The organism is Paraburkholderia sp. A3BS-1L (assembly GCF_051125215.1).
Classification (GTDB): Bacteria; Pseudomonadota; Gammaproteobacteria; order Burkholderiales; family Burkholderiaceae; genus Paraburkholderia.
Genome location: NZ_CP120443.1, coordinates 1246813 through 1269474, shown reverse-complemented (window position 1 = coordinate 1269474; position 22662 = coordinate 1246813). Strand labels below are relative to the sequence as shown.

17 protein-coding genes and 2 pseudogenes are annotated in these 22662 nt (G+C 64.8%); 8 read left to right on the top strand and 11 right to left on the bottom strand.

What is annotated here, in order from left to right:
* Window positions 1–25 precede the first annotated feature (25 nt).
* Together P5W99_RS20910 and P5W99_RS20905 are read left to right on the top strand one after the other, a co-directional pair.
* Window positions 26–1234, top strand: coding sequence for a serine hydrolase domain-containing protein (locus P5W99_RS20910; RefSeq protein ID WP_421025323.1), 1209 nt, complete (start codon window positions 26–28; stop codon window positions 1232–1234).
* A 104-nt stretch (window positions 1235–1338) separates the two neighbouring features.
* Complete coding sequence (locus P5W99_RS20905) at window positions 1339–2535, top strand: serine hydrolase domain-containing protein (RefSeq protein ID WP_434664456.1); 1197 nt, start codon at window positions 1339–1341, stop codon at window positions 2533–2535.
* Window positions 2536–2606: 71 nt separating this feature from the next.
* Here P5W99_RS20905 and P5W99_RS20900 read toward each other — a convergent pair whose 3' ends face one another.
* On the bottom strand, window positions 2607–3311 hold the full coding sequence (locus P5W99_RS20900) for an NnrU family protein (protein ID WP_421025322.1): 705 nt from the start codon (window positions 3309–3311) through the stop codon (window positions 2607–2609).
* Between the two features lie 158 nt (window positions 3312–3469).
* On the opposite strand from P5W99_RS20900, the gene P5W99_RS20895 reads away from it, so the two are divergent.
* Window positions 3470–3898 (top strand): DUF3830 family protein, encoded by a 429-nt coding sequence (locus P5W99_RS20895; RefSeq protein WP_421025321.1) that lies wholly within the window; start codon window positions 3470–3472, stop codon window positions 3896–3898.
* 7 nt (window positions 3899–3905) lie between these two features.
* Here P5W99_RS20895 and P5W99_RS20890 read toward each other — a convergent pair whose 3' ends face one another.
* A complete protein-coding gene (locus tag P5W99_RS20890) occupies window positions 3906–4616 on the bottom strand; it encodes a GntR family transcriptional regulator (protein WP_421025320.1) in 711 nt (236 codons plus the stop codon).
* Between the two features lie 234 nt (window positions 4617–4850).
* On the opposite strand from P5W99_RS20890, the gene P5W99_RS20885 reads away from it, so the two are divergent.
* Genes P5W99_RS20885 through P5W99_RS20870 form a run of 4 tightly spaced genes read left to right on the top strand, consistent with a single transcriptional unit; the run spans window position 4851 to window position 9133 of the window.
* Window positions 4851–6146: an MFS transporter gene (locus P5W99_RS20885; protein WP_421025319.1), complete on the top strand. Its 1296-nt coding sequence runs from the start codon at window positions 4851–4853 to the stop codon at window positions 6144–6146.
* A gap of 41 nt (window positions 6147–6187) precedes the next feature.
* Window positions 6188–6916 carry a maleate cis-trans isomerase family protein gene (locus tag P5W99_RS20880; protein ID WP_421025318.1) on the top strand — a complete coding sequence of 243 codons (729 nt, stop codon included), beginning with the start codon at window positions 6188–6190 and terminating at the stop codon, window positions 6914–6916.
* A 20-nt stretch (window positions 6917–6936) separates the two neighbouring features.
* Entirely contained in the window at window positions 6937–8352 is a 1416-nt protein-coding gene (hydA, locus tag P5W99_RS20875) for a dihydropyrimidinase (protein ID WP_421025317.1), read from the top strand.
* Window positions 8353–8380: 28 nt separating this feature from the next.
* Window positions 8381–9133: an aspartate/glutamate racemase family protein gene (locus P5W99_RS20870; RefSeq protein ID WP_421025316.1), complete on the top strand. Its 753-nt coding sequence runs from the start codon at window positions 8381–8383 to the stop codon at window positions 9131–9133.
* A gap of 76 nt (window positions 9134–9209) precedes the next feature.
* Here P5W99_RS20870 and P5W99_RS20865 read toward each other — a convergent pair whose 3' ends face one another.
* From P5W99_RS20865 to P5W99_RS20855, 3 genes are read right to left on the bottom strand one after another with little or no spacing between them, the layout of a single operon-like run.
* Window positions 9210–10469, bottom strand: a complete 1260-nt coding sequence (locus tag P5W99_RS20865) for a cytochrome c (protein ID WP_434662743.1) — start codon at window positions 10467–10469, stop codon at window positions 9210–9212.
* A complete protein-coding gene (locus P5W99_RS20860) occupies window positions 10466–11179 on the bottom strand; it encodes a (2Fe-2S)-binding protein (RefSeq protein ID WP_421025314.1) in 714 nt (237 codons plus the stop codon). The genes P5W99_RS20865 and P5W99_RS20860 overlap by 4 nt, the downstream gene beginning before the upstream one ends.
* Entirely contained in the window at window positions 11176–14040 is a 2865-nt protein-coding gene (locus P5W99_RS20855) for a xanthine dehydrogenase family protein molybdopterin-binding subunit (protein WP_421025313.1), read from the bottom strand. The genes P5W99_RS20860 and P5W99_RS20855 overlap by 4 nt, the downstream gene beginning before the upstream one ends.
* Before the next feature lie 404 nt (window positions 14041–14444).
* Here P5W99_RS20855 and P5W99_RS20850 point away from each other — a divergent pair, with 404 nt between their 5' ends.
* Window positions 14445–14726: a DUF4148 domain-containing protein gene (locus P5W99_RS20850; protein ID WP_421025312.1), complete on the top strand. Its 282-nt coding sequence runs from the start codon at window positions 14445–14447 to the stop codon at window positions 14724–14726.
* Window positions 14727–14784: 58 nt separating this feature from the next.
* Here the strand turns inward: P5W99_RS20850 and P5W99_RS20845 are convergent.
* The 6 genes and pseudogenes from P5W99_RS20845 to P5W99_RS20820 all read right to left on the bottom strand — a co-directional run.
* A pseudogene (locus tag P5W99_RS20845) lies at window positions 14785–15369 on the bottom strand (ATP-binding protein); the annotation flags it as partial.
* Window positions 15365–17859: pseudogene (locus tag P5W99_RS20840) on the bottom strand (efflux RND transporter permease subunit); the annotation flags it as partial. The pseudogenes P5W99_RS20845 and P5W99_RS20840, both read right to left, overlap by 5 nt.
* A 6-nt stretch (window positions 17860–17865) precedes the next feature.
* The gene (locus P5W99_RS20835; RefSeq protein ID WP_421025311.1) at window positions 17866–19332 is read right to left on the bottom strand and encodes an efflux RND transporter periplasmic adaptor subunit; all 1467 of its coding nucleotides are present in this window, start codon (window positions 19330–19332) and stop codon (window positions 17866–17868) included.
* A gap of 10 nt (window positions 19333–19342) precedes the next feature.
* On the bottom strand, window positions 19343–20629 hold the full coding sequence (locus tag P5W99_RS20830) for a TolC family protein (protein ID WP_421025310.1): 1287 nt from the start codon (window positions 20627–20629) through the stop codon (window positions 19343–19345).
* A gap of 338 nt (window positions 20630–20967) precedes the next feature.
* Window positions 20968–21213, bottom strand: coding sequence for a hypothetical protein (locus P5W99_RS20825; RefSeq protein WP_421025309.1), 246 nt, complete (start codon window positions 21211–21213; stop codon window positions 20968–20970).
* Window positions 21214–21321: 108 nt separating this feature from the next.
* Window positions 21322–22638, bottom strand: coding sequence for an MFS transporter (locus tag P5W99_RS20820; RefSeq protein ID WP_421026990.1), 1317 nt, complete (start codon window positions 22636–22638; stop codon window positions 21322–21324).
* Window positions 22639–22662: the final 24 nt, after the last annotated feature.

Genomic DNA, 22662 nt, shown 5'->3' with positions numbered 1-22662 from the left:
CAGCAAAACGAACAAGGAGCAATCGATGAGAGTGCCTCATACGTTGTGCAGAATGGCCGCTGCAGCGATCGTCGCCGGCTCGGCGGCGCACGCTGTGCATGCTGCCGGCGCCGCCAGTGCGGCATCGCCAGACATGCCTGCCGTCGTGCCGGAATCAGTCGGCGTCGATTCGGCGCCGCTCGTGCGCATGTCGCAATGGCTGCGCAACGACAAGATGGACGTGCGCAGCCTCGTGGTCGTGAAGGACGGCAAGATCGTGTTCGAGCGCTATGGCGACGGCCTCACGCGCGAGAACAACTACGAGCTGTACTCGGTCACGAAGACGATTACCGCGCTGCTCACCGGCATCCTGGTGGGCGAAGGCAAGCTCAACCCCTCGACGAAAGTCGCGCCTATGATCGCGCAGGCGCGGCCCGACCTCGCGGGCGAACTCACCGACAAGCAGAACATCGAGCTGCGCCACCTGATGTCGATGTCGAGCGGCCTCAGCTATCAGACCCGCGAAGGCACGGACCCGCTCTACTACGAAGCGCCCGACCGGCTGCGCGTCGCGGTCACGAGCCACGCCACCGATGCGCTGCCCGGAACGCGCTTCGACTATATCGACGTGAATCCCGTGCTCACCGGCACGGCCGTCTCGATCGCCGCGCAAGCGCCCGAGGACCAGTTCGCGCGCGAGAAGCTGTTCGGGCCGCTCGGCATGTCGCATTACCGCTGGAGCGGCGCGGACAAAACCGGCGCGGTTTCGGGTGGCTGGGGACTGCGCCTGCGCGCCGTGGACATGGCCAAGATCGGCATGCTGCTGCTCGACGGCGGACGCTGGCGCGGCAAGCAGATCGTGCCCGCCGCATGGATCAAGCAGATGGCGACGCCCTCGCCCGCTGCCGCCGACTACGGCTATTACTGCTGGATTCAGCACGTGGTCGAGAAGGGCCAGCCCGAATACGGCGCGATGGGCTTCAAGGGGCAATTCATCACGGTGCTGCCCGCGCAGCACGCGGTGGTCGTGATGACGAGCCTGCTGCCGACCGAAGGCGGGCTGCGCGACGCGACCTACCTCCAGCAGTATCGGCGCATAGTCAACGACTACATTCTTCCCGCGCTCTCGCCCGCGAGCAAACCGGCGCAGACCGCCGCGAAAACCCAGGCGCTGCACGAGGAACTCGAAAAGAGCCGCCGGACCCAGGGGATTCCTGGCACGGCCGCCGCATTCAACGACGCCCCTGAAACATGAAGGAAACCGCGACGATGACAACCCTGCCGGTCCCGCCGCTCCCCGTGTTTTCGCCGCCCCGCTCGCGGCGCGCATCGCCGGTCCTGTGCGCGCTGCTCGCGCGCATGGCGCCGCTCGTGTTCGGCGTATGCGCGCTCGTGCCGTTCGCGGCTAGCGCACAGCAAGCGAGTGCCACAAGCACCACGAGCGCCCCGCTCCACGAAGCCGGCATCGAAGCCGCGATGCCCGAGGACGTGGGCGTCGATTCGAGCGAACTCGTGCGGCTCTCGCAATGGATCCGCGATCAGAAGCTCGACGTCTACAGCCTGCTCGTGGTGAAAGACGGCAAGCTGATTTTCGAGCGCTATGGCGCGGGCGCGTCGCGCAACGCCAACTACGAACTGTATTCCGTGACCAAGTCGGTGACGTCGCTGGTCGCGGGCATCCTGATCGACGAGGGCAAGATCGGCCTGGACGATTCGGTGGGCGACAAGCTGAGCGCATGGCGTCCCGACTTGCGCGCGGATTTCGCAGACAAGCGCGACATCGAGCTGCGCCATGTGCTGTCGATGTCGAGCGGCCTGCACTACGACTTCCGCCCCAAGGACGATCCCATCTACTACACGGCGCCCGACCGCCTGAAGCTTGCGGCCACAACAAGTCCGAAGGCCGCGCCCGGCACGGCGTTCGAATACACGGACATCAATCCGATCCTGACTTCGGCCATGTTGAGCGCAGCGGCGCGCGAGCCGGTCGAACGGTATGCCCAGGCGCACCTGTTCGAGCCGCTCGGCATGCAGCACGCGGCGTGGGAACGCGCCGACCAGAAGGAGCTGGTCTCGGCAGGATGGGGCTTGCGGCTGCGCGCGGTGGACATGGCGAAGATCGGCATGCTCGTGCTCGATCACGGCCGATGGCAGGGCCGCCAGGTGGTGCCGCAGCAGTGGATCGCGCAGATGACGACGCCGGCGGTGTCGCCTCACTTCGGCTACTACTGGTGGGTCAACAACATCGTGCAGAACGAGCCCGAATATGACGCGATGGGCTTCAAGGGGCAATTCATCACGGTGCTGCCCAAGCGCAACACGGTGATCGTGATGACGAGCATGCTGCCGATCGAGGGCGGCCTGCGCGACGCGAAGAACGTGCAAATGTTCCGGCAGATGGTAAGCGGCTATATCGTGCCGGCGCTCGACAATACGCAGCACGCGAAGCCCAGCGACGCGCGACGCGCGGCGCTCGCGCAAGAGATCGAGGTGAGCGCGCGCACGCAAGGCATTCCGGGCACTTCGATGGACCCGACCGACAAGCCGAAGCTATAAGTTGCTGACGCACCGCCGCGCGACGCGCTCGCGCGGCCACGCTGGAACTCGCGCTAGCGCTGGCGCGAGTGCTAGAACCAGCGCCAGATGCCCGCAGCCATGCCGGCAATCGGCCTATGGGCCCAGGTAGCGACGAGCCAGACGACGAGGCCGCCCGCCAGCGCGTGCATGCCGAAGCCGCCCAGCCGCGCACGGCCCGCCACGATGGCCGCGAACGGCAAGTAGCTCGTTTTCGCTTCCCAGGCGGGCCATTGCTCGGGCTGCAGGCGCTCCTTCTTGCGGTCCTGCAAGGCGGAACCCACGAGCGCGAGCACGATCATCGCCACTGCAACCACGATGTTCTTCCCGACCGGATACACCGCGATATGACACAGCCCCCAGAGGGCGAACGCCCACATCATCGGATGCCGCGTGACCGCGTAGACGCCGCGCGCCGCCTCGGGAAACGCGCCGGGCCGGCCGCCCGTGGGCAGCGCGGGATTGCGGACCAGCGAGCCCATCAGCAGGATCGAGGCGATCAGCATCAGCACCGTCACCACGGCCCAGAGGCCGTTGCCGACCGCCCAGAGCGGCTCGGTCAGCGGCGCGCGCCGGTAGGCCACGATCATCCAGCCGAGCGTCGCGAACGAGACCAGCGAGTAGATGCCCTGGAACACGGTCTCGCCGAGCGCGCCCACCAATGGCTTGCGCAATGGATGGGACAGGATGAAGTGGCTGCCCACGAAGGCGGCGGCCGCCGCCACGACTGCGGTGATGCTTCCGTCAGGGCTTGGCATGAGCGTGGCTCCTCAGGTCAGGTCATATCGTCAGCAATTCGTCAGGGTTCGATGCACGCGCATACGAACGTACGCGAACGTATGCGCGTGCGCAGACCCGGCAAGATTAGCGCCCTCACGTGGCGTATCGAAGACTACTCCCAACTTTCGAGGACAACATGAAAAAGATCATCGTGAACGCCGGCCCGTACCGCTTCGTCGGCCGGCTGGAAGAAGAACGCGCGCCGCGCACCTGCGAGCGCTTCCTCCAATTGCTGCCACTCAGGAACAAGGTCATCCATTCGCGCTGGAGCGGCGAAGCCGTGTGGATCCCGCTGGGCGACTTCGATACCGGCCTCACGTTCGAGAACCACACCAGCCACGCATCGCGCGGCGATATTCTGCTGTACCCCGGCGGCTTCAGCGAAACCGAATTCCTGTTCGTCTATGGCAGTTCGAGCTTTGCGAGCAAGATGGGGCAACTTGCCGGCAACCACTTCTTTACCCTGCTCGAAGGCCACGAGCATCTCGAGGCGTTCGGCAAACTCGTGCTGTGGGAAGGTGCGCAGGACATCGAGCTTACGCTTGCCGACGCGAACGACCAATGACTGACGATTACCGGCGCCGGCCCGTCTCGCCCGCGGGCTGCAGCACTTTCATGACTTCCGCTGCCGTGTGCTCGGAATGCTCGCGCAGCAGCCGCGCGAGGCTCGCGCCGTCGCGCTTGCCGAGCGCTTCCAGGATCGCGCCGTGTTCGCCGAGCGATTCGGCCCAGCGGAACACATCGGCGTTGGCCGCGCCGCGCGCGCGGTGAATCTTGCTCATCAGCGAAGCGTACAAATCGGATAGCACTGGATTACTCGCGACATCGACGATCTGCTGGTGCACTTTCTGGTTGGCGCGATAGTAAGCCGTGCGTTTGCCTTCGCGGTGAAACGCTTCCATCGCGTGATGGCGCTCCAGCAGCACCTTCATCTGCTTGTCGTCGATGCGCTGCGCGGCGAGCCGCCCAGCGATCTCCTCCAGCCCGTGCAGGACTTCGAAGATCGCGGCGATCTCGTCCTTGTTGATCGGCGCGACCTGAAAGCCCATGTGCTGCCGGTGCGTCACGTGCCCCTCGGTCACGAGGGTCTTGAGCGCTTCGCGCAACGGCGTTCTGGAGATGTCGAACTGCTCGCATAGCGCTTTCTCGTCGATATGTTCGCCTGGCGGCAACTCCCCTTCCAGAATCATCTCGCGCAACCGCTCCGCGATCGCCGCGTACATCCCCGTGCCGCGCAGGCTGATGCGCTTGCGTGTGTCCGCCGGTAGTGACTTCGTGTCCATGTTGTTTGCGTCTCGCTTGCTTGCGTGTGTCTTCCGTCTTTGCTTAATTTTCCTACACTCCCAATCGACTATCCACAAAAATTAAAACACAATAAAATCATAAACTTACGTCGCTTGTAATTTATAATTAGAAATCATATACTGCGTTTGCGCAGACAGCGCACCGGGCCGGAAGCGGTCCGGCCACACACATGAAACCCGAAGGCCGTGACCAGGCGTACGGAGGAGACATCGATGCGAACCGCAAATGCGGCCGTCCAGGCCGAGGCGAAGACCGGCGTACGCTGGCGAATCTTTCTGATCATGTTGATGCTTATTTCGATCAACTATGTGGACCGGGCCTCGCTGTCCGTCGCCATGCCGCTGATCGCCAAGGAATTCAACATCGCCCCTGGCGTGCAGGGGCTGATTCTCAGCTCGTTCTTCTGGACCTACGCGTTCATGCAGATTCCCGGCGGCATGCTCGCTGACCGTTTCAAGCCGCGCATCGTGATCGCGTTCGCCACGCTGTTCTGGGGCTTTTTCCAGGGCATCGCTGCCATCTGCACGACGGCCCCTGCGCTGATCCTCACCCGTCTGGGCCTGGGCGCGGCGGAAGCGCCGATCTACCCGGCCGGCGGCAAGCTCAACACCATGTGGATGACGCGCCACGAACGCGGCCGCGGCGCGACCCTGCTCGACGGCGGCGCGCCGCTGGGCGCGGCGCTTGGCGCAGTGATCATTTCCGGCTTGATCAGCGAGTTCGGCTCGTGGCGCACCTCGTTTGTGGTGGCCGGTGTGGGCACCATGCTGGCCGGCCTGTTCGCGTGGTACTACATTCGCAACAACCCGCGCGAGCATCCGGCCGTGAACGAGGCCGAAGCCGACTATCTCGAAGCGGCGCTGCGGGAAGAGCATGCGGAAGAGCCGATCGATGCGAGCGGCCGCAGCCTCGACTTTTTCCGCTACCGCTCGGTGTGGGGCATGTTCTTCGGCTGGATGTGCTTCAATTCGCTGTTCTACGGCCTGCTCACCTGGATGCCGAACTATCTGAACAAGTCGTACGGCTTCAACATCCAGCAGATGGGCGGCGCGAGCTTCGCGATCTTCTTCAGCGGCTTCGTGGGTGAACTCGTGGGCGGCTGGATCGCCGACAAATGGAAGGCCGCGGGCGGCTCGCCCAATCGCGTGATGCGCACGCTGTTCGGCATTGCCGCTGTGTTGGCCACCGCGTCGATCTTCTCGGTCGCCTATGTGCGCGATCCGGTCACGGTGGTGGTGCTGCTCGCCTCCACGCTGTTTTTCCTGCGCTGGTGCGGCCTGTACTGGTGCCTGCCCTCGATCCTCGGCACCCGCAACAAGGTCGGCTTTCTCGGCGGCTTCATGAATCTCGGCGGCAATATCGGCGGCGTGCTCGTGCCGATCATCGTCGGCCTGATCGTGCAGACGACCGGCTCCTACTTCCTGGCCCTGATGTTCTTCGCCGCCGCGGGCGCTGGCCTGTTCGTCTGCTCGACCCTGATCGACTACGAACGCAAGCTGCCTGTTTGAGCTTTCCCTAATTTAGTAACTGACTGATTGCAGACTTCATCATGAGCAAACGCGTCCTGCTCGGCATGCTGACCCCGTCGTCCAACACCGCGCTCGAACCCATTACAAGCGCGATGGTGGCCCAACTGCCCGGCGTCAGCGCCCATTTCTCGCGCTTCACCGTGACCGAGATTTCGCTGTCCGAGCAGGCGCTCGGTCAGTTCGACACCACCAACATCATTCAGGCCGCGCGCCTGCTGGCCGACGCCAAGGTCGATGTGATCGCATGGAACGGCACCTCGTCGGGCTGGCTCGGCTTCGAGAGCGATCGCCGCCTGTGCCGCGAAATCGAAGAAGCGACCGGCGTTCCCGCGACCACTTCGATTCTGGCGCTGAACGAAATTCTGGTGCAGACCGGCGTGAACAAGTTCGGCCTGGTCAGCCCGTATATCGAGGAAGTCCAGCAGAAGATTGTGGCCAATTACCGCGAGAATGGCATCGACTGCTCGTCCGAAAGCCATCTCGGGCTGAAGGTGAATTTCCAGTTCTCCGAAGTCACTCAAGAAACCCTGCTCGCGCAGATTCGCGAAGTCGCGGCCCAGGGCCCCGATGCGATCGTCACCTACTGCACCAATCTGCACGCCGCGCATCTGGCCGACGAAGTGGAGCGGCAGCACGGCATTCCGCTCTATGACACGATCTCCACCGTGGTGTGGAAGTCGCTGAAGCTCGCGGGCTACGACACGACCCGGCTCGAGGGCTGGGGCCGCCTGTTTACCGAAGTTGCGTGAGGGATTCCATGACATCAACCATGACAACCGGATACGACCTCGTCATCCGCAATGCCGACGTGGTGACCGCGTCCGAGCGTTTCAACTGCGATATCGGCGTGAAGAACGGCGTCGTCGTGGCGCTGGCCCGCGAGCTGGGCGCAGGCGCGCGCGAGATCGACGCGACCGGCCTGCTGGCGCTGCCCGGCGGCATCGACGCGCACTGCCATCTCGATCAGCCCATGCCCGAAGGGCTGAAGATGGCCGACGACTTCCTGAGCGGCACGCGCGCCGCCGTGTGCGGCGGCACCACCACGGTGATCCCGTTCGCCGCGCAGGAAAAGGGCCAATCGCTGAAGGCCGCGGTGGCCGACTATCACCGCCGCGCCGACGGCCGCGCGGTCGCCGACTACGCGTTCCACCTGATCGTCTCCGATCCCACGCCCGAGGTGCTGGAGCGCGAGCTGCCGGAACTGATCGCCGCCGGCTATACGTCGTTCAAGATCTATATGACCTACGACGACCTCAAGCTCAGCGACCGCGAGATCCTCGAAGTGATGGACGTGGCGCGCCGCAACCAGGCGCTGGTCATGGTGCACGCAGAAAATTCGGACTGCATAGCGTGGCTGACCGACAAGCTCACCGAAGCGGGCAAGCACGCGCCGAAGTATCACGCGCTCTCGCGCCCCGCCGCCGTCGAGCGCGAAGCGACGCATCGCGCGATTGCCTTCTCCGAACTCGTCGACGTGCCGATCCTGATCGTTCACGTGTCGGGCCAGGATGCGATCGAGCAGATCGAATGGGCGCAGCGGCGCGGCCTCCACATCTACGCCGAGACCTGCCCGCAGTATCTGTATCTGACTGCCGAAGACCTCGGCCATGACGACGGCTATCACGGCGCAAAGTGCGTTTGCAGCCCGCCGCCGCGCGACACGTCGAGCCAGAAGGCCGTGTGGGGCGCGCTGAAGCGCGGCACTTTCAGCGTGTTCTCGTCCGACCACGCACCGTTCTCGTTCGACGATCCCCAGGGCAAGAAGCCCGGCGGCGAAGAAGTCTCGTTCGAGCACATTCCGAACGGCATCCCTGGCATCGAGACCCGGCTCGCGCTGCTGTTCGACGGCGTGAGCCACGGCAAGCTATCGCTGCACAAGTTCGTCGAGCTAACGTCGCTGAATCCCGCGAAGCTGTACGGCCTGTATCCGCGCAAGGGCACCATCGCGGTGGGCGCCGACGCCGACATCGTGCTATGGGACCCGAACAAGCAAGTCGCTATCGCGAACGACGCCCTGCACCACAACGTCGACTACACGCCGTACGAAGGCCGCACCGTGCATGGCTGGCCGAAGCACTGTCTGTCGCGCGGCGAACTGCTGGTCGAGGACGGCCGCTATCTCGAGCCCGCAGCGGGCCGCGGCCAGTTTCTCCCGGCCGGCAAGCCGCAGTATCTAGACCTCTGAATCTCGGCCTCTGAACCTGGAGCTCGCCATGAAGATCCTCGTGATCAACCCCAATATTTCCGAGAGCGTTTCGTCGCTGATCGAGGCAGAGGCGCAACGCAGCGCCTCGCCCGGCACCGAGATCGAAGTGGCGACCGCGCCGTTCGGCGTCGCGTACATCGAGACGCGCTTCGAGTCGCTGGTGGGCGCGTACGCGACCTCGTGCGTGGCGGCCGAGCGTGCGGGCACTTACGATGGCGTCGTGGTCGCGGCATTCGGCGACCCGGGCCTGCAGGGCATCAAGGAGCTGCTCGACGTGCCAGTGGTCGGGCTGACCGAAGCCTCGCTGATGACCGCCGCCACGCTGGGGCAGCGCTTCTCGATCATCGCGATTTCGCCGCGCATCAAGGCGTGGTATCGCGAGACGGTTGAACGCAGCCATCTGGGCAGCCGGCTCGCCAGCATCCGCTCGCTCGAGGAGCCGCTGCGCGATATCGGCAGCGTGCAGGAGGACTACGCGCAGCGACTGAAGGCGCTGTGCAACGAGGTGGTCGAGAACGACGGCGCCGATGTCATCATCATCGCGGGTGCGCCGCTCGCAGGGCTCGCGCGCGAGATCCGCCACGAACTGCCGGTGCCGGTGGTCGATGGCGTGTCGAGCTCGATTACCCAGCTTGAGGGCCTGGTCCGCCTGAACCCGAAAAAGGCGACCAACGGCAGTTTCGCCCGGCCGCCGGTCAAGCCGAACCGTGGCCTGCCTGAACCGCTGGAGCGGTTGTTGAGCGCAAGGAACACGGACTGACGCGCACAAAAAAGCGGGCCTCGAAATTTCGAGGCCCGCTTTTTTTCGGCTGGCGCGTGCAGCGCCTGTACCGCGCTTAATGTGGCGACAGCTCGCGCAGCGCCTTCACATCAGTAGCGGTCACATTGGCACTCTGCCCGCCCCACGTCGCGCGCAGGTAGTTCGACAGTTGCGAGAGCTCGTCGTCGCTCAGCGTCGACGCGAACGCCGGCATCGCCTGCATGCTTTCGAGACCCGCGAAGTGCTGCGTGTCGATGCCGTCGAGCATCGCCACGAGCAGATTGTGCGGATCGGCCTGACGCACCGTCGAGTTGCCGTTCATCGGCACCGCCACGTGCGGCTTGCCCTCGCCCGCCAGCCCGTGACAACCCGCGCACACGGCCACATAGACCGAGCGGCCCGCCGCCAGCTGCGCGGCGTCAGCGGCCACGGTCTTCACCGGCTGCGGTGCGGGCGGCGTGTCGCCGAGCAGATAGACGGACAGCGCGCGCGCATCGTCCTTGTTCAGGTACTGCGTGCTCAGGTGCACGACCGGATACATCTCGCCGAACGCCGAGCCTTGCGGCCCAATGCCGACGCTGAAGAACGTCTGCAGGTCGGCGCCGTTCCAGCCGCGGCCAGCAAGACCCGCAGGCGTGATGTCCGGCGCGACCACGCGGCCCAGTGCTGCGCCCGAGAGCGGCTTCGCACCCACGAGCCTGCCGAACAAGTCGCGCGGCGTATGGCATTCGGCGCAGTGACCGAGCGCGTTGGCGAGATAGCGGCCGCGCTGCCAATCGGCCGATTGCCCCGCGGAGGCGTCGGGCAACGTGTCTTTCAGGAACAGCATGTCCCACAGCGCCATGCCGAAGCGCATGCTGTACGGGAACTTCAGATCGTTGGCCGGCGGGTCTGCCGCGACCGGCTTCACGGTCATCAGGTAGGCGTACATCGCGTCGGCGTCGGCACGCGACAACTGACGGTACGACGTATACGGCATCGACGGATAGAGCCGCTTGCCGCGCGCGTTGCCGTCGTGCAGTGCGGCGTAGAAGTCGTCGGCACTCCACTTGCCGATGCCGTGATCCTTGTCGGGCGTGACGTTCGAGCCGTAGAAGGTGCCGTACGGCGAGGCCAGCGGCGCGCCGCCCGCGAACGGCGCGCCGTCCTTGGCGGTGTGGCACGCGGCGCAGTCGGCGGCCTTCACGAGGTAGCGGCCACGCGCGACCTGCCCGGGCGTGGGCGTGAACGCCGCGCCCGAAGTGGACGATTCTTCGCGGCCGCAGGCCGCGAGCGTGAGCGCACAGGCGGCGAGCAACACGCCGTGCGCGAGGCGGTTCAGGAACGCGCGCTTCATGCCGCGTCCTTCACGAGACCGGGCGTGCTCATCACCACGTCCTTGACCGCTTCGTAGTAGCGCACGTAGCCCGTGCAGCGGCAAATGTGGCCGTCGAGCGCGGCCATGATCGTGCTTTCCACATCGGCCTTCTTGATGGGCTCGCGCTTGAGGCGCTCGAGCAGCACCGTGGCCGCGTTGACGAAGCCCGGCGTGCAGTAGCCGCACTGGAAGCTGAAGTGATCGAGGAACTTCTGCTGGATGGGCGACAGCTCCACCACCTCGCCGGCCTCGTTGCGCTTAGCGTGGCCTTCGACCGTGCGGATCGTGCGGCCGTTGAAGAAGTGCGCGCCGGTGATGCAGGTGCGCATTTCCTCGCTCGAACCGTCCGGCTTGTCGAGGATCACCACGCACGCGTGGCACACGCCCTGCCCGCAGCCGAGGCGCGAGCCCGTCAGGCCCGCGTACTCGTGCAGGAACTCGATCATCATGATGCCCTCGGGCACCTGCATCGGACCGACGGCCTTGCCGTTGATGGTGAGCGAGAGCGCTTTCGGCTTGTACTGCACGAGCGGGCGCTCGACGGGTGCGGGCTGCCGCGAGGTCTGCCGCGAGGTCTGCTGCGAAGTCGGCTGCGCGGTCGGTTGTGAAGCCGGCTGTGAACTTGACTGCGAAGCAGCCACGGCGGCGCTGGCGCTGGCCGCGGATGCAGCAGATTGGGCGAGCGTCATGCGAGCACCTCCAGGATTTTTTGCGGGGTCACCGGCAAGTCGGTGAAGCGATGGCCGATGGCGTGCGCGACGCCGTTCACGACCGCGCCCACCACGGGAATCATCACCACTTCGGCGATGCCCTTGGGCGGATCGGTTTCCGAAAGCGCCGGCAGCACTTCGCCGGTTTGCGTCCAGACGGCGACATCGGACGCGCGCGGCAGGTGGTAACGGTTGAAGTTCCACGTGCCGTTGCCCGGGCCATCCTCGTAGAGCGGCAGATACTCGTGCAGCGCATGGCCGATGCCCATCGCAAGGCCGCCCTGCAACTGGCCCGAGACGAGCTGCGGCGAGATCTGGTTGCCGCACTCCATGATCGAGTGGTGCGTGAGCAGCTCCACCTTGCCGGTGGCTTCATGCACGGCCAGCTCGACCAGTGTGCCGACCGCGCTGTAATAGGTCACCGCCGCATTGTTGCGGCTCATCGGCGGGATGAACGCGCGCTTGCGGTCCAGCACGCGATAGCCGTTCGCCGTCGACGGCAGCGCGGCGTGCGCAGCCGGCGTCAGCGACGCCGCGGGCTTGCCGTTCTCGCCCGCGCTGGCCTTGGCATAGCGCAGCGAGAGACCGTCGATCGGCAGACGCTCGACCGCGCCGCCCACATCGAATTCGGCTTCGGCCCATTGCCAGCGATTGAACACGTGCACGACCGCGCCGGTCGCGAGGCCCATCGCATGCGCCTGCTTTGCGAGCCGTTCGAGCGGCAGCGGCTCGAGGCCCGCTGCGGTCAGCTTGCCGTCCACCCAGCGCGCATCCTCGATGCGCACGACGAGCGGCGCGGCCTGCCCGCCGCCCAGACCTTGCGTCCAGATCGACATGGCCGCCGGCCACAGGCCGTAGCGGAACACCGCGCGCGCGGCTTCGCGCGTGCTGTGCGTGAAGTAGAACGCCGAGTTCGTAGCGCTCGACGGCGACGCGATGTTCGGCGTCCAGCGCGGGTTCGCGCTCAGGCGGTCCTGATCGGCCTGGCTCATGAGGTAGGGGTCGCCGCTCGAGACCATCGCCAGATCGGGCCAGTCGGTCACGGCCACGCGGATATCCGCCGCCGGCTTGCCGAGCCACTTCGCCACGGCCACGGCCTGGGTGGTCGACATGCCCGTGCCGATCTCCGCGCCCGTATGATGGAGCGTGATGACGCCATTCTCGTCGATTTCGACCTTTGCGAACGATGCTTCGGAGCCCGTACCAAAGTCCTTCTGCACGCAGGCGAAGCCCACGCCATAGCGCTTGCCCGGGTTCGCAGCCTCGTATTCGGCCTTGCGCTTCGCGCGCTGCGTCCACAGCGGATGCACCTTCGCGCGCTCCAGCACCTCGTCCACGCGGATCGCGCCGGCGGGAATCGCGCCCTGGGTGTTCTTCATGCCCGAGCGCAGCGCATTCTTCAAACGGAAATCGATCGGATCGACGCCGAGCTGCGCAGCGATTTCGTCGATGGCCATCTCGGTCGCCGCCATGCTCTGCAGCGTGCCGTAGCCGCGCGCCGAGCCCGCGTCGATCGCGCGCGAGGCGATCGCCACCGAGGCGAAGTCGTTCTTCGGGAAGTAGTAGATCGATTGCGCGGCCGTCGCGCCCACCATCGCCACCGAAGGCGAGAAGTTGCAGCGTCCGCCGCCGTTGGCCTCGAAGTCGCCCTTGAACGATTGCAGCAGCCCCGTCTTGCGGTCCACGGCGATGCGGTAATGCATCTTGAACGCGTGGCGTTTCAGGGAAGTCTGGAACTGCTCGTAGCGGTCGTTCGCGAAGCGCACCGGACGGCCGTCGCCATAGAGGGCGGCCACGAGCCCGTAGTATGGCACGTTGAAGTGATCCTTCGAGCCATAGCCCACCGTGTAGCACGGATGCAGGAACAGCTGCTTCACCGGGTAGCGGCTCTTCGCGGCCATTTCCGCGACGGACTGCGCGACTTCGAGCGGCGACTGCGTCGGCACCACGAGGTGCAGCGACTGCGTGGCGGCGTCGTACCAGCCGTTCGCGTTGTCAGGCTCGAGCGCGGCCGTATCGATCGACTGCGTGTTGTACTCGCGGTCGAACACGAGCCAGTCGGCGGAGGCGTGATCGAGCTCGTCGGCGATCTGGGCGGCCCAGGCCATGCCCTGCTCGTCGACCTTGCCGTGCGCATTGGCGTCCGGCCACACCGGCTGATGCTTGCGCATCGAGCTCGGGAAAATCGGCGCGTCCTTGAGGCTCGAATACACGTCGTCGTCATAGGGCGTCTTGCCGCCCACGCGCACGTAGCGGAAGGTCCCCCACGGATCGCGTTCGAGCGGACCAGTCACCGCGCCATAGCGGATCACATCGTCGCGGAACTTGAGCAGGTTCTTCGCGAAACGGAAGCGCGCGAAATCGTGATAGATGAGGATCGCGACCGCGTGGCCCAGATAGGCGGGCGTCTTGCCCGCGGGCAGCAGCATGTCCTCGCCATAGAAGGCCGGGAACGCGACGCCGTCGCGCGCGATGTCCTCGGCAGTGACGATGCGGTCAGGCTTGAGATCGTCGCCGAGCAGCGTCAGGTCGACGCCTTCGTAAAGGCGATCGGCCCGGGTCGCGCGCAAGATCAGCGCGTGGGCCTGCTGCCGCGGCCAGTGGGGCATGTCCGACGCGCGAACATCGCGCGCGAAGATCTTCGAGCCCGTGACTTTGGCGATGCCGTCGATGCGGAACTTGGGCGTGCCGTTGGCGGCATCCCATTTGACCGGTGTGAGGAGTTTTTCTTCGAAAAGGGCAGCGAATGCGCGGCTGCCGAAAGGCGCCACATATACCGCCACGCCCGCCAGCATGCTGGCTTTGAGAAAACCCCGCCGTGACAGGCCGTGGTTTTTCATGAGGGGACCTCCAGGTGCGTGCGCGACTCGCGAAGGCGACAGTCTGTGCCTTGCGGAGCGGCCCGCATTCTGGCATTGGCGCCCGCCCGAGCCCATAGCGATCGTCACATGCGGAACTTATTATTGCGCTTATAAAGCCCGTTCCATAAGGGTTTACGCGATGCGCGCCATTTCCGGCGTGTTGCGCCCAGCCCCCACCTGGCCCATGTCCGGCCGGTTCTGCCCCGCCTGCGATAGCGGGCAACCGGAGCGTGCCCACCGCGTCCTTTTCCTACGAAAACGTCATCTTGCGATCACGTTAGCGCACCGCCCAACCGTCATATTGAACACAGCTTCCAGCGAGGAAGCGAGCCAGTCCAACCCGGCTTCCCGGTTGCGGAAGTCCAAAGAGAAGGAGATTCAGCATGAACGCGAAGTTCCCGATTGCCATCGTCGCCCTTGCCGTCGCACTCGGCACCACTTCGGTAGCGGCGCAAGCGCAGTCGCAGACACAGGGTAAAACGCGCGCCGATGTCCAGCAGGAATTGATTCAGGCCCGTCACGACGGCCTCACGCAATCGAGCCCGACGACGTACCCGCCGAACGCGCAGCAAATCGCCCAAAACAAGGTGCGTCACGAGGCCGGCACGCATCGCGGCGAGCCTTCTGCCGCCGTCGACCAGCACGATCAAATGACGTCGCGCTAACGCTCGCGTGTAGTTCGAGCCCAATCGGCGGCCGCGCCTTCACACCGCGCGGCCGGCGCTAGACCTCGCGCGCCGGAAAGTGCAGCCAAAATGTCGTGCGGACATGCGGCTGGCTTTCGACGCCGCAAGTCCCGCCGTGGCTCTCCATGATGGACTTGACGATGGCGAGCCCCAAGCCCGTTCCCGATGCGGAGTTGTTCCGCGACGGATCCACACGGTAGAAGCGCTCGAAGATCTTCTCGCGATGCCCGGCGTCGATGCCCGCGCCCGTATCCGATACCCTCATTGTCGTTCCTGATCCCGATGCTTCGCACTCTATAACGATCGTCGATCCTGTTGGCGCGTGCGCGAGCGCATTGGAAACCAGATTGCTCAGCGCTCGCTGGAAGAGCATGAGATCGGCTTGCACCCAGCCCTCGCCGCGCACGACCAGTTCGACTGAAGCGTCCTCGGCCATGGGCTCGTAATAGCCCGCTACCCGCTGCGCTTCCTGCACGGCGTCGAGCTCGCGCAATCCCGGGGGATGCTGCGCACTCTCGGAGCGCGCGAGAAACAGCATGTCCTCGATCATGCGCGAGAGCCGCTGATATTCGTCGATGCTCGATTCAACGATGCTGCGGTACTCCCCGGCCGTTCTAGCCGCTGTCGCGGCTGATCTGATTCGGGCCCGGGCCGATCTTCACCGTCGCGAGTTCGGCGAGCGGCACGTAGGGCGCGAGCTCGGTAGTGGGGGCCGTCGTTGCGGCGTTTGCCCCGCTAACCGGCAGCGCGATGGGCAGGCGCTTGATGGCCTGCACATCGGAGCGCAACTCTTCCGGCAAACGCACCACGATATCGAAGCGCCGGTCGCCCTGAAACAGCGTGCCCGCCTTCTGGCCGCCCACGGCAGCCGCCACCGTGTCCTGCACGTCTGCCACGCTCACGCCGTAGCGCGCAAGCTTGTCGCGATCCAGTTCGATCGTGAGCACCGGCAGGCCGGTGGTCTGCTCGACCTTGACCTCGGTGGCGCCCGCCACCTTCTGCAGCGCCGCGGCAATCTCGCCGGCTGTCGTGTTGAGCACGTTCATGTCGTCGCCGAACACCTTGACGGCGACGTCGCTGCGCACGCCCGAAATCAGCTCGTTAAAGCGCAACTGGATCGGTTGCGAGAACTCGTAGACGTTGCCGGGAAACTCGGCCAGCACGGCCTCGATTTCCTTCATCAGATCCTCGCGCGATTTGCGCGGGTTGGGCCACTGGTCCTGCGGCTTGAGCATGATTTATCCGTCCGATGCGTTGGGCGGCATCGGATCCGCGGCGATTTCCGCCGTGCCCGTGCGCGCGAACACGCGCTCGATCTCGGTGAACTTCTCCTTGAGCGCCTTCTCGATCGCCTTCTCCATCTCCACGGACTGCGTGAGGCTCGTGCCCGGAATGCGCTGCGCGGAAATGGCGAGATCGCCTTCGTTCAGGCTCGGAATGAACTCGCTGCCAAGGCGCGTGGCCAGCAGCAAGGTAACGCCGACGATGGCCACCGCCGCAACCAGCACGCGCTTCGGGCGCTCCATGAAGCGGTCCAGCACCGGCTCGTAGGCGCGGCGGGCCCAGCCCATCACGCGATTTTCCTTTTCCTTCACCCGCGAGCCGATGAACAGCGCCACTGCCGCCGGGATGAAAGTCACGGTGAGCACCATCGCGGCGGCCAACGCCATCACCACGGTAATCGCCATCGGATGGAACATCTTGCCTTCCACGCCGCTCAAGGCGAAGATCGGCAGATAGACCACCATGATGATCAGTTGTCCGAATATCATGGCCCGGCGCGCCTCACGTGAAGCATGCATCACCTCGGCGAAGCGCTCGTCGCGCGTGAGCGGCCTGCCTGCGCGAGCTTGTGCGTGCGCGAGCCGCCGTATGCAGTTCTCGACAATGACCACCGCGCCATCGACGATGATGCCGAAATCGAGCGCACCCAGGCTCATCAGGTTCGCGCTGACTTTGGCGTTGACCATGCCGGTGAACGTCATCAGCATCGAAAGCGGAATGACAAGCGCCGTAATGAGCGCGGCCCGAATGTTGCCGAGAAAGATGAACAGCACGGCGATCACGAGCACCGCGCCTTCGAGCAGGTTCTTCTTGACCGTCTGCACGGCCTTTTCGACCAGAACGGTGCGGTCGTAAGCCGGCACGGCCTTCACGCCCGGCGGCAGCGAGCGGTTGACCTCGTCCATTTTCAGGGACACTGCCTTTGCCGCGCTGCGGCTGTTTTCGCCTATCAGCATGAATACGGTTCCGAGCACGACTTCCTTGCCGTTTTCGGTTGCCGCGCCCGAGCGCAACTCGCGGCCGATGCCCAATTGCCCGACGTCCTTCATGCGCACCGGCACGCCGCTCGCGTTGGTCAGGACGATATTGGCGATATCGTCCAGCCCGCGCGCCTGCCCCGGCACGCGCACGAGGTATTGCTCGCCCTCGCGCTCGATGTAGCCCGCCCCGACGTTTTCGTTGTTGCGCTCGAGCGCACGCACGATGTCCGCGAGCGTGAGTCCGTACGACATCATCCTCGTGGGATTCGGCGCGACGCGGTACTCCTTCACGTATCCGCCGATCGAGTCGACATCGGTGACGCCGGGCACGTTGCGCAGCTGCGGCTTCACGACCCAGTCTTGCAGTTCACGCAGATCCGCCGGGGTATAGGGCTTGCCATCCTCCTTCCTCGCGCTTTCCGAGGCCTCCACGGTCCAGAGGAAAATCTCGCCGAGGCCCGTCGACGTGGGGCCCATGGACGGCGTCGCGCCCGGCGGGAGCTTGTCCTTCGCCTCCTGAATGCGCTCGTTGACGAGTTGGCGCGCGAAGTAGATGTCCAGATCACCGTCACCTGAGAGAGGCCATAGCGCGAAATCGAACGCGTCTCCTGCAGATTCGGCAGGCCCGCCATGGCGGTCTCGATCGGCCAGGTAATGCGCTGCTCGGCTTCCAGCGGGGAGTAGCCCGGCGCGGAGGTGTTGATCTGCACCTGCACGTTGGTGATGTCGGGCACCGCGTCGATCGGCAACTGCCGGAAACTGGCGATGCCGAGGGCCGCCACCGCGACGGTGGCCAACATCACGAGCCAGCGATTCGCGATGGCAAAGCCAATTAACCGCTCAAACATGGTCGATCACTCCTCCACGCTGTCCTTCGTCAGCTCCGCATTGAGCACGAAGCTGTTCACCGCCGCATAGCGCTGACCGCTTTTCAGTCCGCCCAGCACTTCCACGTTCTGATCGTCGCGCCGCCCGAGTTCGACGGGCTGCGCCACGAACCCCTTCGGCGACTGCACGAACACCGAGGCCGCGCCACTGATCTCCTGAATCGCGCTGGCCTGAATGGCGAGCGGCACGTCCTGCTCGCCCGCCCCCACCGAGACGTTCACGAACAGGCCGGGCCGCCACGCGCCCTCGGGATTCGCGAGCACCACGCGCGCCGGCGCGGTGCGCGTCTGCTCGCCGAGCAACGCGCCCACGTATGCAATCGAACCGGTGGCGCGCGATTCGAACGCCGATGCGCTGACCGTGGCCTCGCGCCCGACCCGAACGTCGTTAAGGCGCTGCGCCGGCACGGCCATTTCCGCCCAGACCGAAGACAGATCGGAAATCACGAATACGTTGGCATCCGCCGCAATGGATTCGCCCGCCGTCAAATGCTTCTCGACGATGGTTCCGGCGAACGGCGCGCGCAGTTCATAGAGGCTCAGCGCGGACGCGGACGCAGCGGCATTGAGCGCGGCAAGTTTCTGGCGCGCATTCTGTGTTGCGATTTCGGCCTCGCGCAGTTGCACCTGTGCCTGTTGATAGTCCTGCTCCGCCGAGATTGTTTCCTGCCAAAGCGTCTTTTCGCGTGCGTATGCGGTACGCGCCGCCGCGAGACGCCGCTCGGCCGTCAGCAGCTCGCTTCTCCGGTCGGCGAGGTCCGTGCTCGCGATGACGGCAAGCACCTCGCCCTTCCGCACGCGCTGCCCGATCGAGACGTTCACGCGCTCGACCACGCCCGCGACACGCGGAACGACATGCGCAGTCCGGTCCTCGTCGAACTTGATTTCGCCTGGCAACTGGAAACTGCTGCGAATCTGCGCCGGCCCCACCGTGGCAAGCCCGATATTCGCCGCCTTGACCTGCGATGGGCTCAGCGCCACCACGCCATCCGCACGCGAAAAGTTGAGCGAACGGGAGCGCCCATCGACTCGAATGTTGATGGCCGCATCGAACACATGAGGCGTGCCGATTCCTGTCGTACTGCCAAACTTCCCATCCTTTCCAGTGAATTTCAGCAGCTCGCGCGACCCGTCGTAGCGCGTGATCGTGGCGCTGACCGTCGCGCGATCGGGAACCGGCTTGCCATCCACGAACGGATAGACGATCAGGCGCGCGTCTCCCGCCTTTTCTGCAAGCACGATCTCAGCGCCCAACGGGCCGTCGGCGACGATCCGGCCGCCGCGAGGGCCGAGGCCATCGGCCCTGGGTTCGTCGGGCGCGCCAGCGGTCGCGCCTTTCTGTGCAGCCAGTTCCCCAGATAACGCATACGCGCCAATGGCGACGCAAAATAAAAATGCAGTCGCCGCAGCGGCAATCTTCTGTTTGGGCAGCATGTTCGATCCTTCAGTTCAAGCAGGTCGCGCTGTCGCGACCTGCGACGAGCGGCGTGCCGACGAGTCGGCCGATTTCGGCATGGGCCCGATGGGCGGCGCTCGGCGCCCTTACGTATTGGGACTGCGCCTGAAACAGCGTGCGTTGTGCGTCGAGCACGTCGAGGAAACTGAATTTGCCCAATTCGAATCCGCGCAGCATGGCGTCCAGCGTCTGCTTCGCTGCGGGGAGGACCTCATTCCTTAGCCGACGCGCTTCCTGTGCGGCGTTCTCATAGCTCGACCAGGACTGCGCAAGCTCCAGTTGCAGGCGCGCCTTTTCGCTGTCGAGGTCCGCACTCGCCTTCTCGGTGTTGTGGGCCGCTTCGAGAACCGCACCCTTGTTGGTGTCGAAGATCGGCAATGGAATGGATACCCCGACTACTGCCTGGTTATCCGGAATACCTGACGTCCAGACCCGCTTCATACCGGCGCTGACGGTGATGTCGGGCATGCGCCGCGCTTTCTGCACGCTCACGAGCGCGTTGCTGCGCAGCACTTCGGCCTGCGTGACGCGCGACGCAGGCGACTCGTCGAGCCTCGACTGCAAGGCCGACAACGGCTCGATTTCAGGCAGCGCGTCGAGATCGCCCGTCACCGGGCGGTTGCGCACTTGCGGGCTTCCGGTGACGTTCGCGAGCTTCTCCATCGCGAGCGCCGCCTGCGTGCGCGCCGAAGCGAGCGCGATTTGCGCATCGGCGGCGGCCACGCGCGCCTTGGTCGATTCGACGGGCGAGATCTTGCCGGCGCGGGCGCGCTTGTCGGCCATATCGGCCGAGCGCAGCGCGGTATCGGCCGACTCCTGCGCCATCTGCATCTGGCGCTGGGCGGCGAGCATGTCGTAGAACGCGGTGATCACCGCTGCGCGAAGCTGCGCCGCCTGCCCGTCGAGCGAAGCCAGCGCCGCCTGGCGGCCATACGACGCCACATCGAGCCGCGCCTGGCGTTTGCCGCCCAGTTCGAAGGTCTGCTCGATCAATGCCGTGCTGGTGCGGTCCGTGCCGCCAAAACCTTCCTGCAACAGTGAGAGATTCGGGTTCGGACGCGCGCCTGCCTGCATGAGCGCTCCGCTGGACGCGTTTGCGCTGGCCACGGCGCTGCGCAACACTGGATTACTCGCAGCGGCAATGCCGAGCGCGTCGTCCAGTGAAAGCGCCTTAGGGGCGTCCTGCGCGGATGGAACAGGTTCCGCGAGCGGCTGGCTGTGCGCGGAATAGCACAGAGCCATGAGCGCGGCGGCAATGAGGTTGCGCGGATGCATGGGCGGATGGCATGAAGAATGACTTGCCGCCGATGCTACGGTCCCGATGCAATGCAAACATGATCCGAAAATGATATTTTTGTCATCTTTCAAGCGGTCGACGCACACTCTGCCCGGCACGCCAATTAATCAGCATGTCGAATTTTTATTGATGAATATGTGAATGTCCGGATACTGGCGAGCATTTCCCGGCGAACGGACCCGCAATGAGTTCAACCCGGCTTGATCAAATGGAAAGGCCGGACGGGCACAAGCTTCGGCGCCAATGACAAGGGGCCCTCACGGGCCCCTGCGGCGAATATCTGCCTTTCAGTCTTCCAGGCGAGGCGCCATCGCGCTCACGCCATGACCGGCTGTGCTGCCAGCCACTCATCGACGGATTGACGAGCCTTATGCTCCACCATGCTGACCACCATCAGCACGTCGATCTTGAGTTTGGGAAACGCAAGCTCCATGCAAGGCAACGCGACATCGCGCATTTCAGCTTCCGTCCCTTTGATTTCCGCGCGGCATAGCCACTGCGTGTCCGTTGCATCCGCTTTCGTATCGATATTGATTTGAAAACCCCGGTATTCAATTGCCATACACTCTCCACTACCTGTCAAAACGTAAGCTTTTCATCGCTGGATTGCGACGGGGACCGCGAATATAGCACTGCCTCGTGGTCCGTTCAGCGATACGGACAGTTGTGCTCAACGAGCACGCGATGGCCGCGGCATGCGCCAGCCCACGATCGAAAGCGAAATACCCGAAATGATCGCGGCGAGCGAAACGTAGCAAGCAGGCGCGAGCGTGTTGCCGGTCCAATGAATCAACACCTCGGCGATGGTGGGCGCGAAACCGCCGAACAGCGTCACGCCCAGGCTATAGGCAATCGACAAACCGGCCGAGCGCATCTGCACAGGAAAGATCTCCGACATGAGCGCGGGCATCGGGCCGGAATAGGCAGCCTTGAAAATACCGGCCGCGCCTTGCAGCACGAGCAGCCATTCAAGCGTGGGGTGCGCCTTTAGCCAGGCAAACATGGGGTAAGTGAGCGCCGCCAGCAAAACCGACGTGGTGAGCATGATACGCAGGCGTCCGATGCGATCGGACAATGCGCCCATGACCGGCGAAAGCGCGAATTGCAGGCCGCCGTTGAGCACGACCACGCCGAACGAGGTAGCCGCTGCCATGTGAAGCTGCTTCACCGCATACAGCGGCATATAAAGCTGGAGGATATACACGCCGACCGTCGACTGTGCGACGATGCCCACCGCGAGCAGCAAATCAGTCCAGCGGCGGCCGACATGCTCGTGCTTCACAGGCGCAACGTCCTGCCTCGAGATTGCTTCGCGGTTCGCGAGAAACTCGGGCGTTTCGTCAAGATGCGAACGAATGTAATAACCCACGGGACCCAGCACGAGCCCAAAGAAAAACGGCACGCGCCAGCCCCACGAGGCCAGCTCCGCGGGCGGCAGCCAGAGCGCCAGCAACGAGCCGAACGAGGCCGCGAGAATCGCCGCCGCGCCCTGGCTGGCGAATTGCCAACTCGCGTAATAGCCACGCCGCGTGCTGCTGTGCTCGACCATGAACGCCGTCGCGCTGCCGAACTCGCCGCCTACCGCGAAGCCCTGCACGAGACGGGCGAGCAGGACGAGCAACGGCGCCGCGATGCCGATCGTGGCGTACGTCGGCATCACGGCCATCGCGAGCGTGCCTGCCATCATGAACGCAATGGCGAGCGTCAGCGCGGCCTTGCGCCCTTTGCGGTCGCCATAGATGCCCAGCACGATGGCGCCGAGCGGACGCATCAAAAACGAAATGCCGAAGGTGCCGATTGCGAGCAGCGTCGAAAGCCATTCGTCGTGCACGGGAAAGAACTGCTTCGCTATCAACGGCGCGAAATAGCCGTAGACGAGAAAATCGAACCATTCGAGCGCGTTGCCAATGGACGAAGAAAACACGATGCGGCGCACCATGGCGCGCGTGAGCGGCGTCTTTTGGCCGCTGTCGCTTTCAGGCGCCATGACATCCGCAATGGATTGCGAACC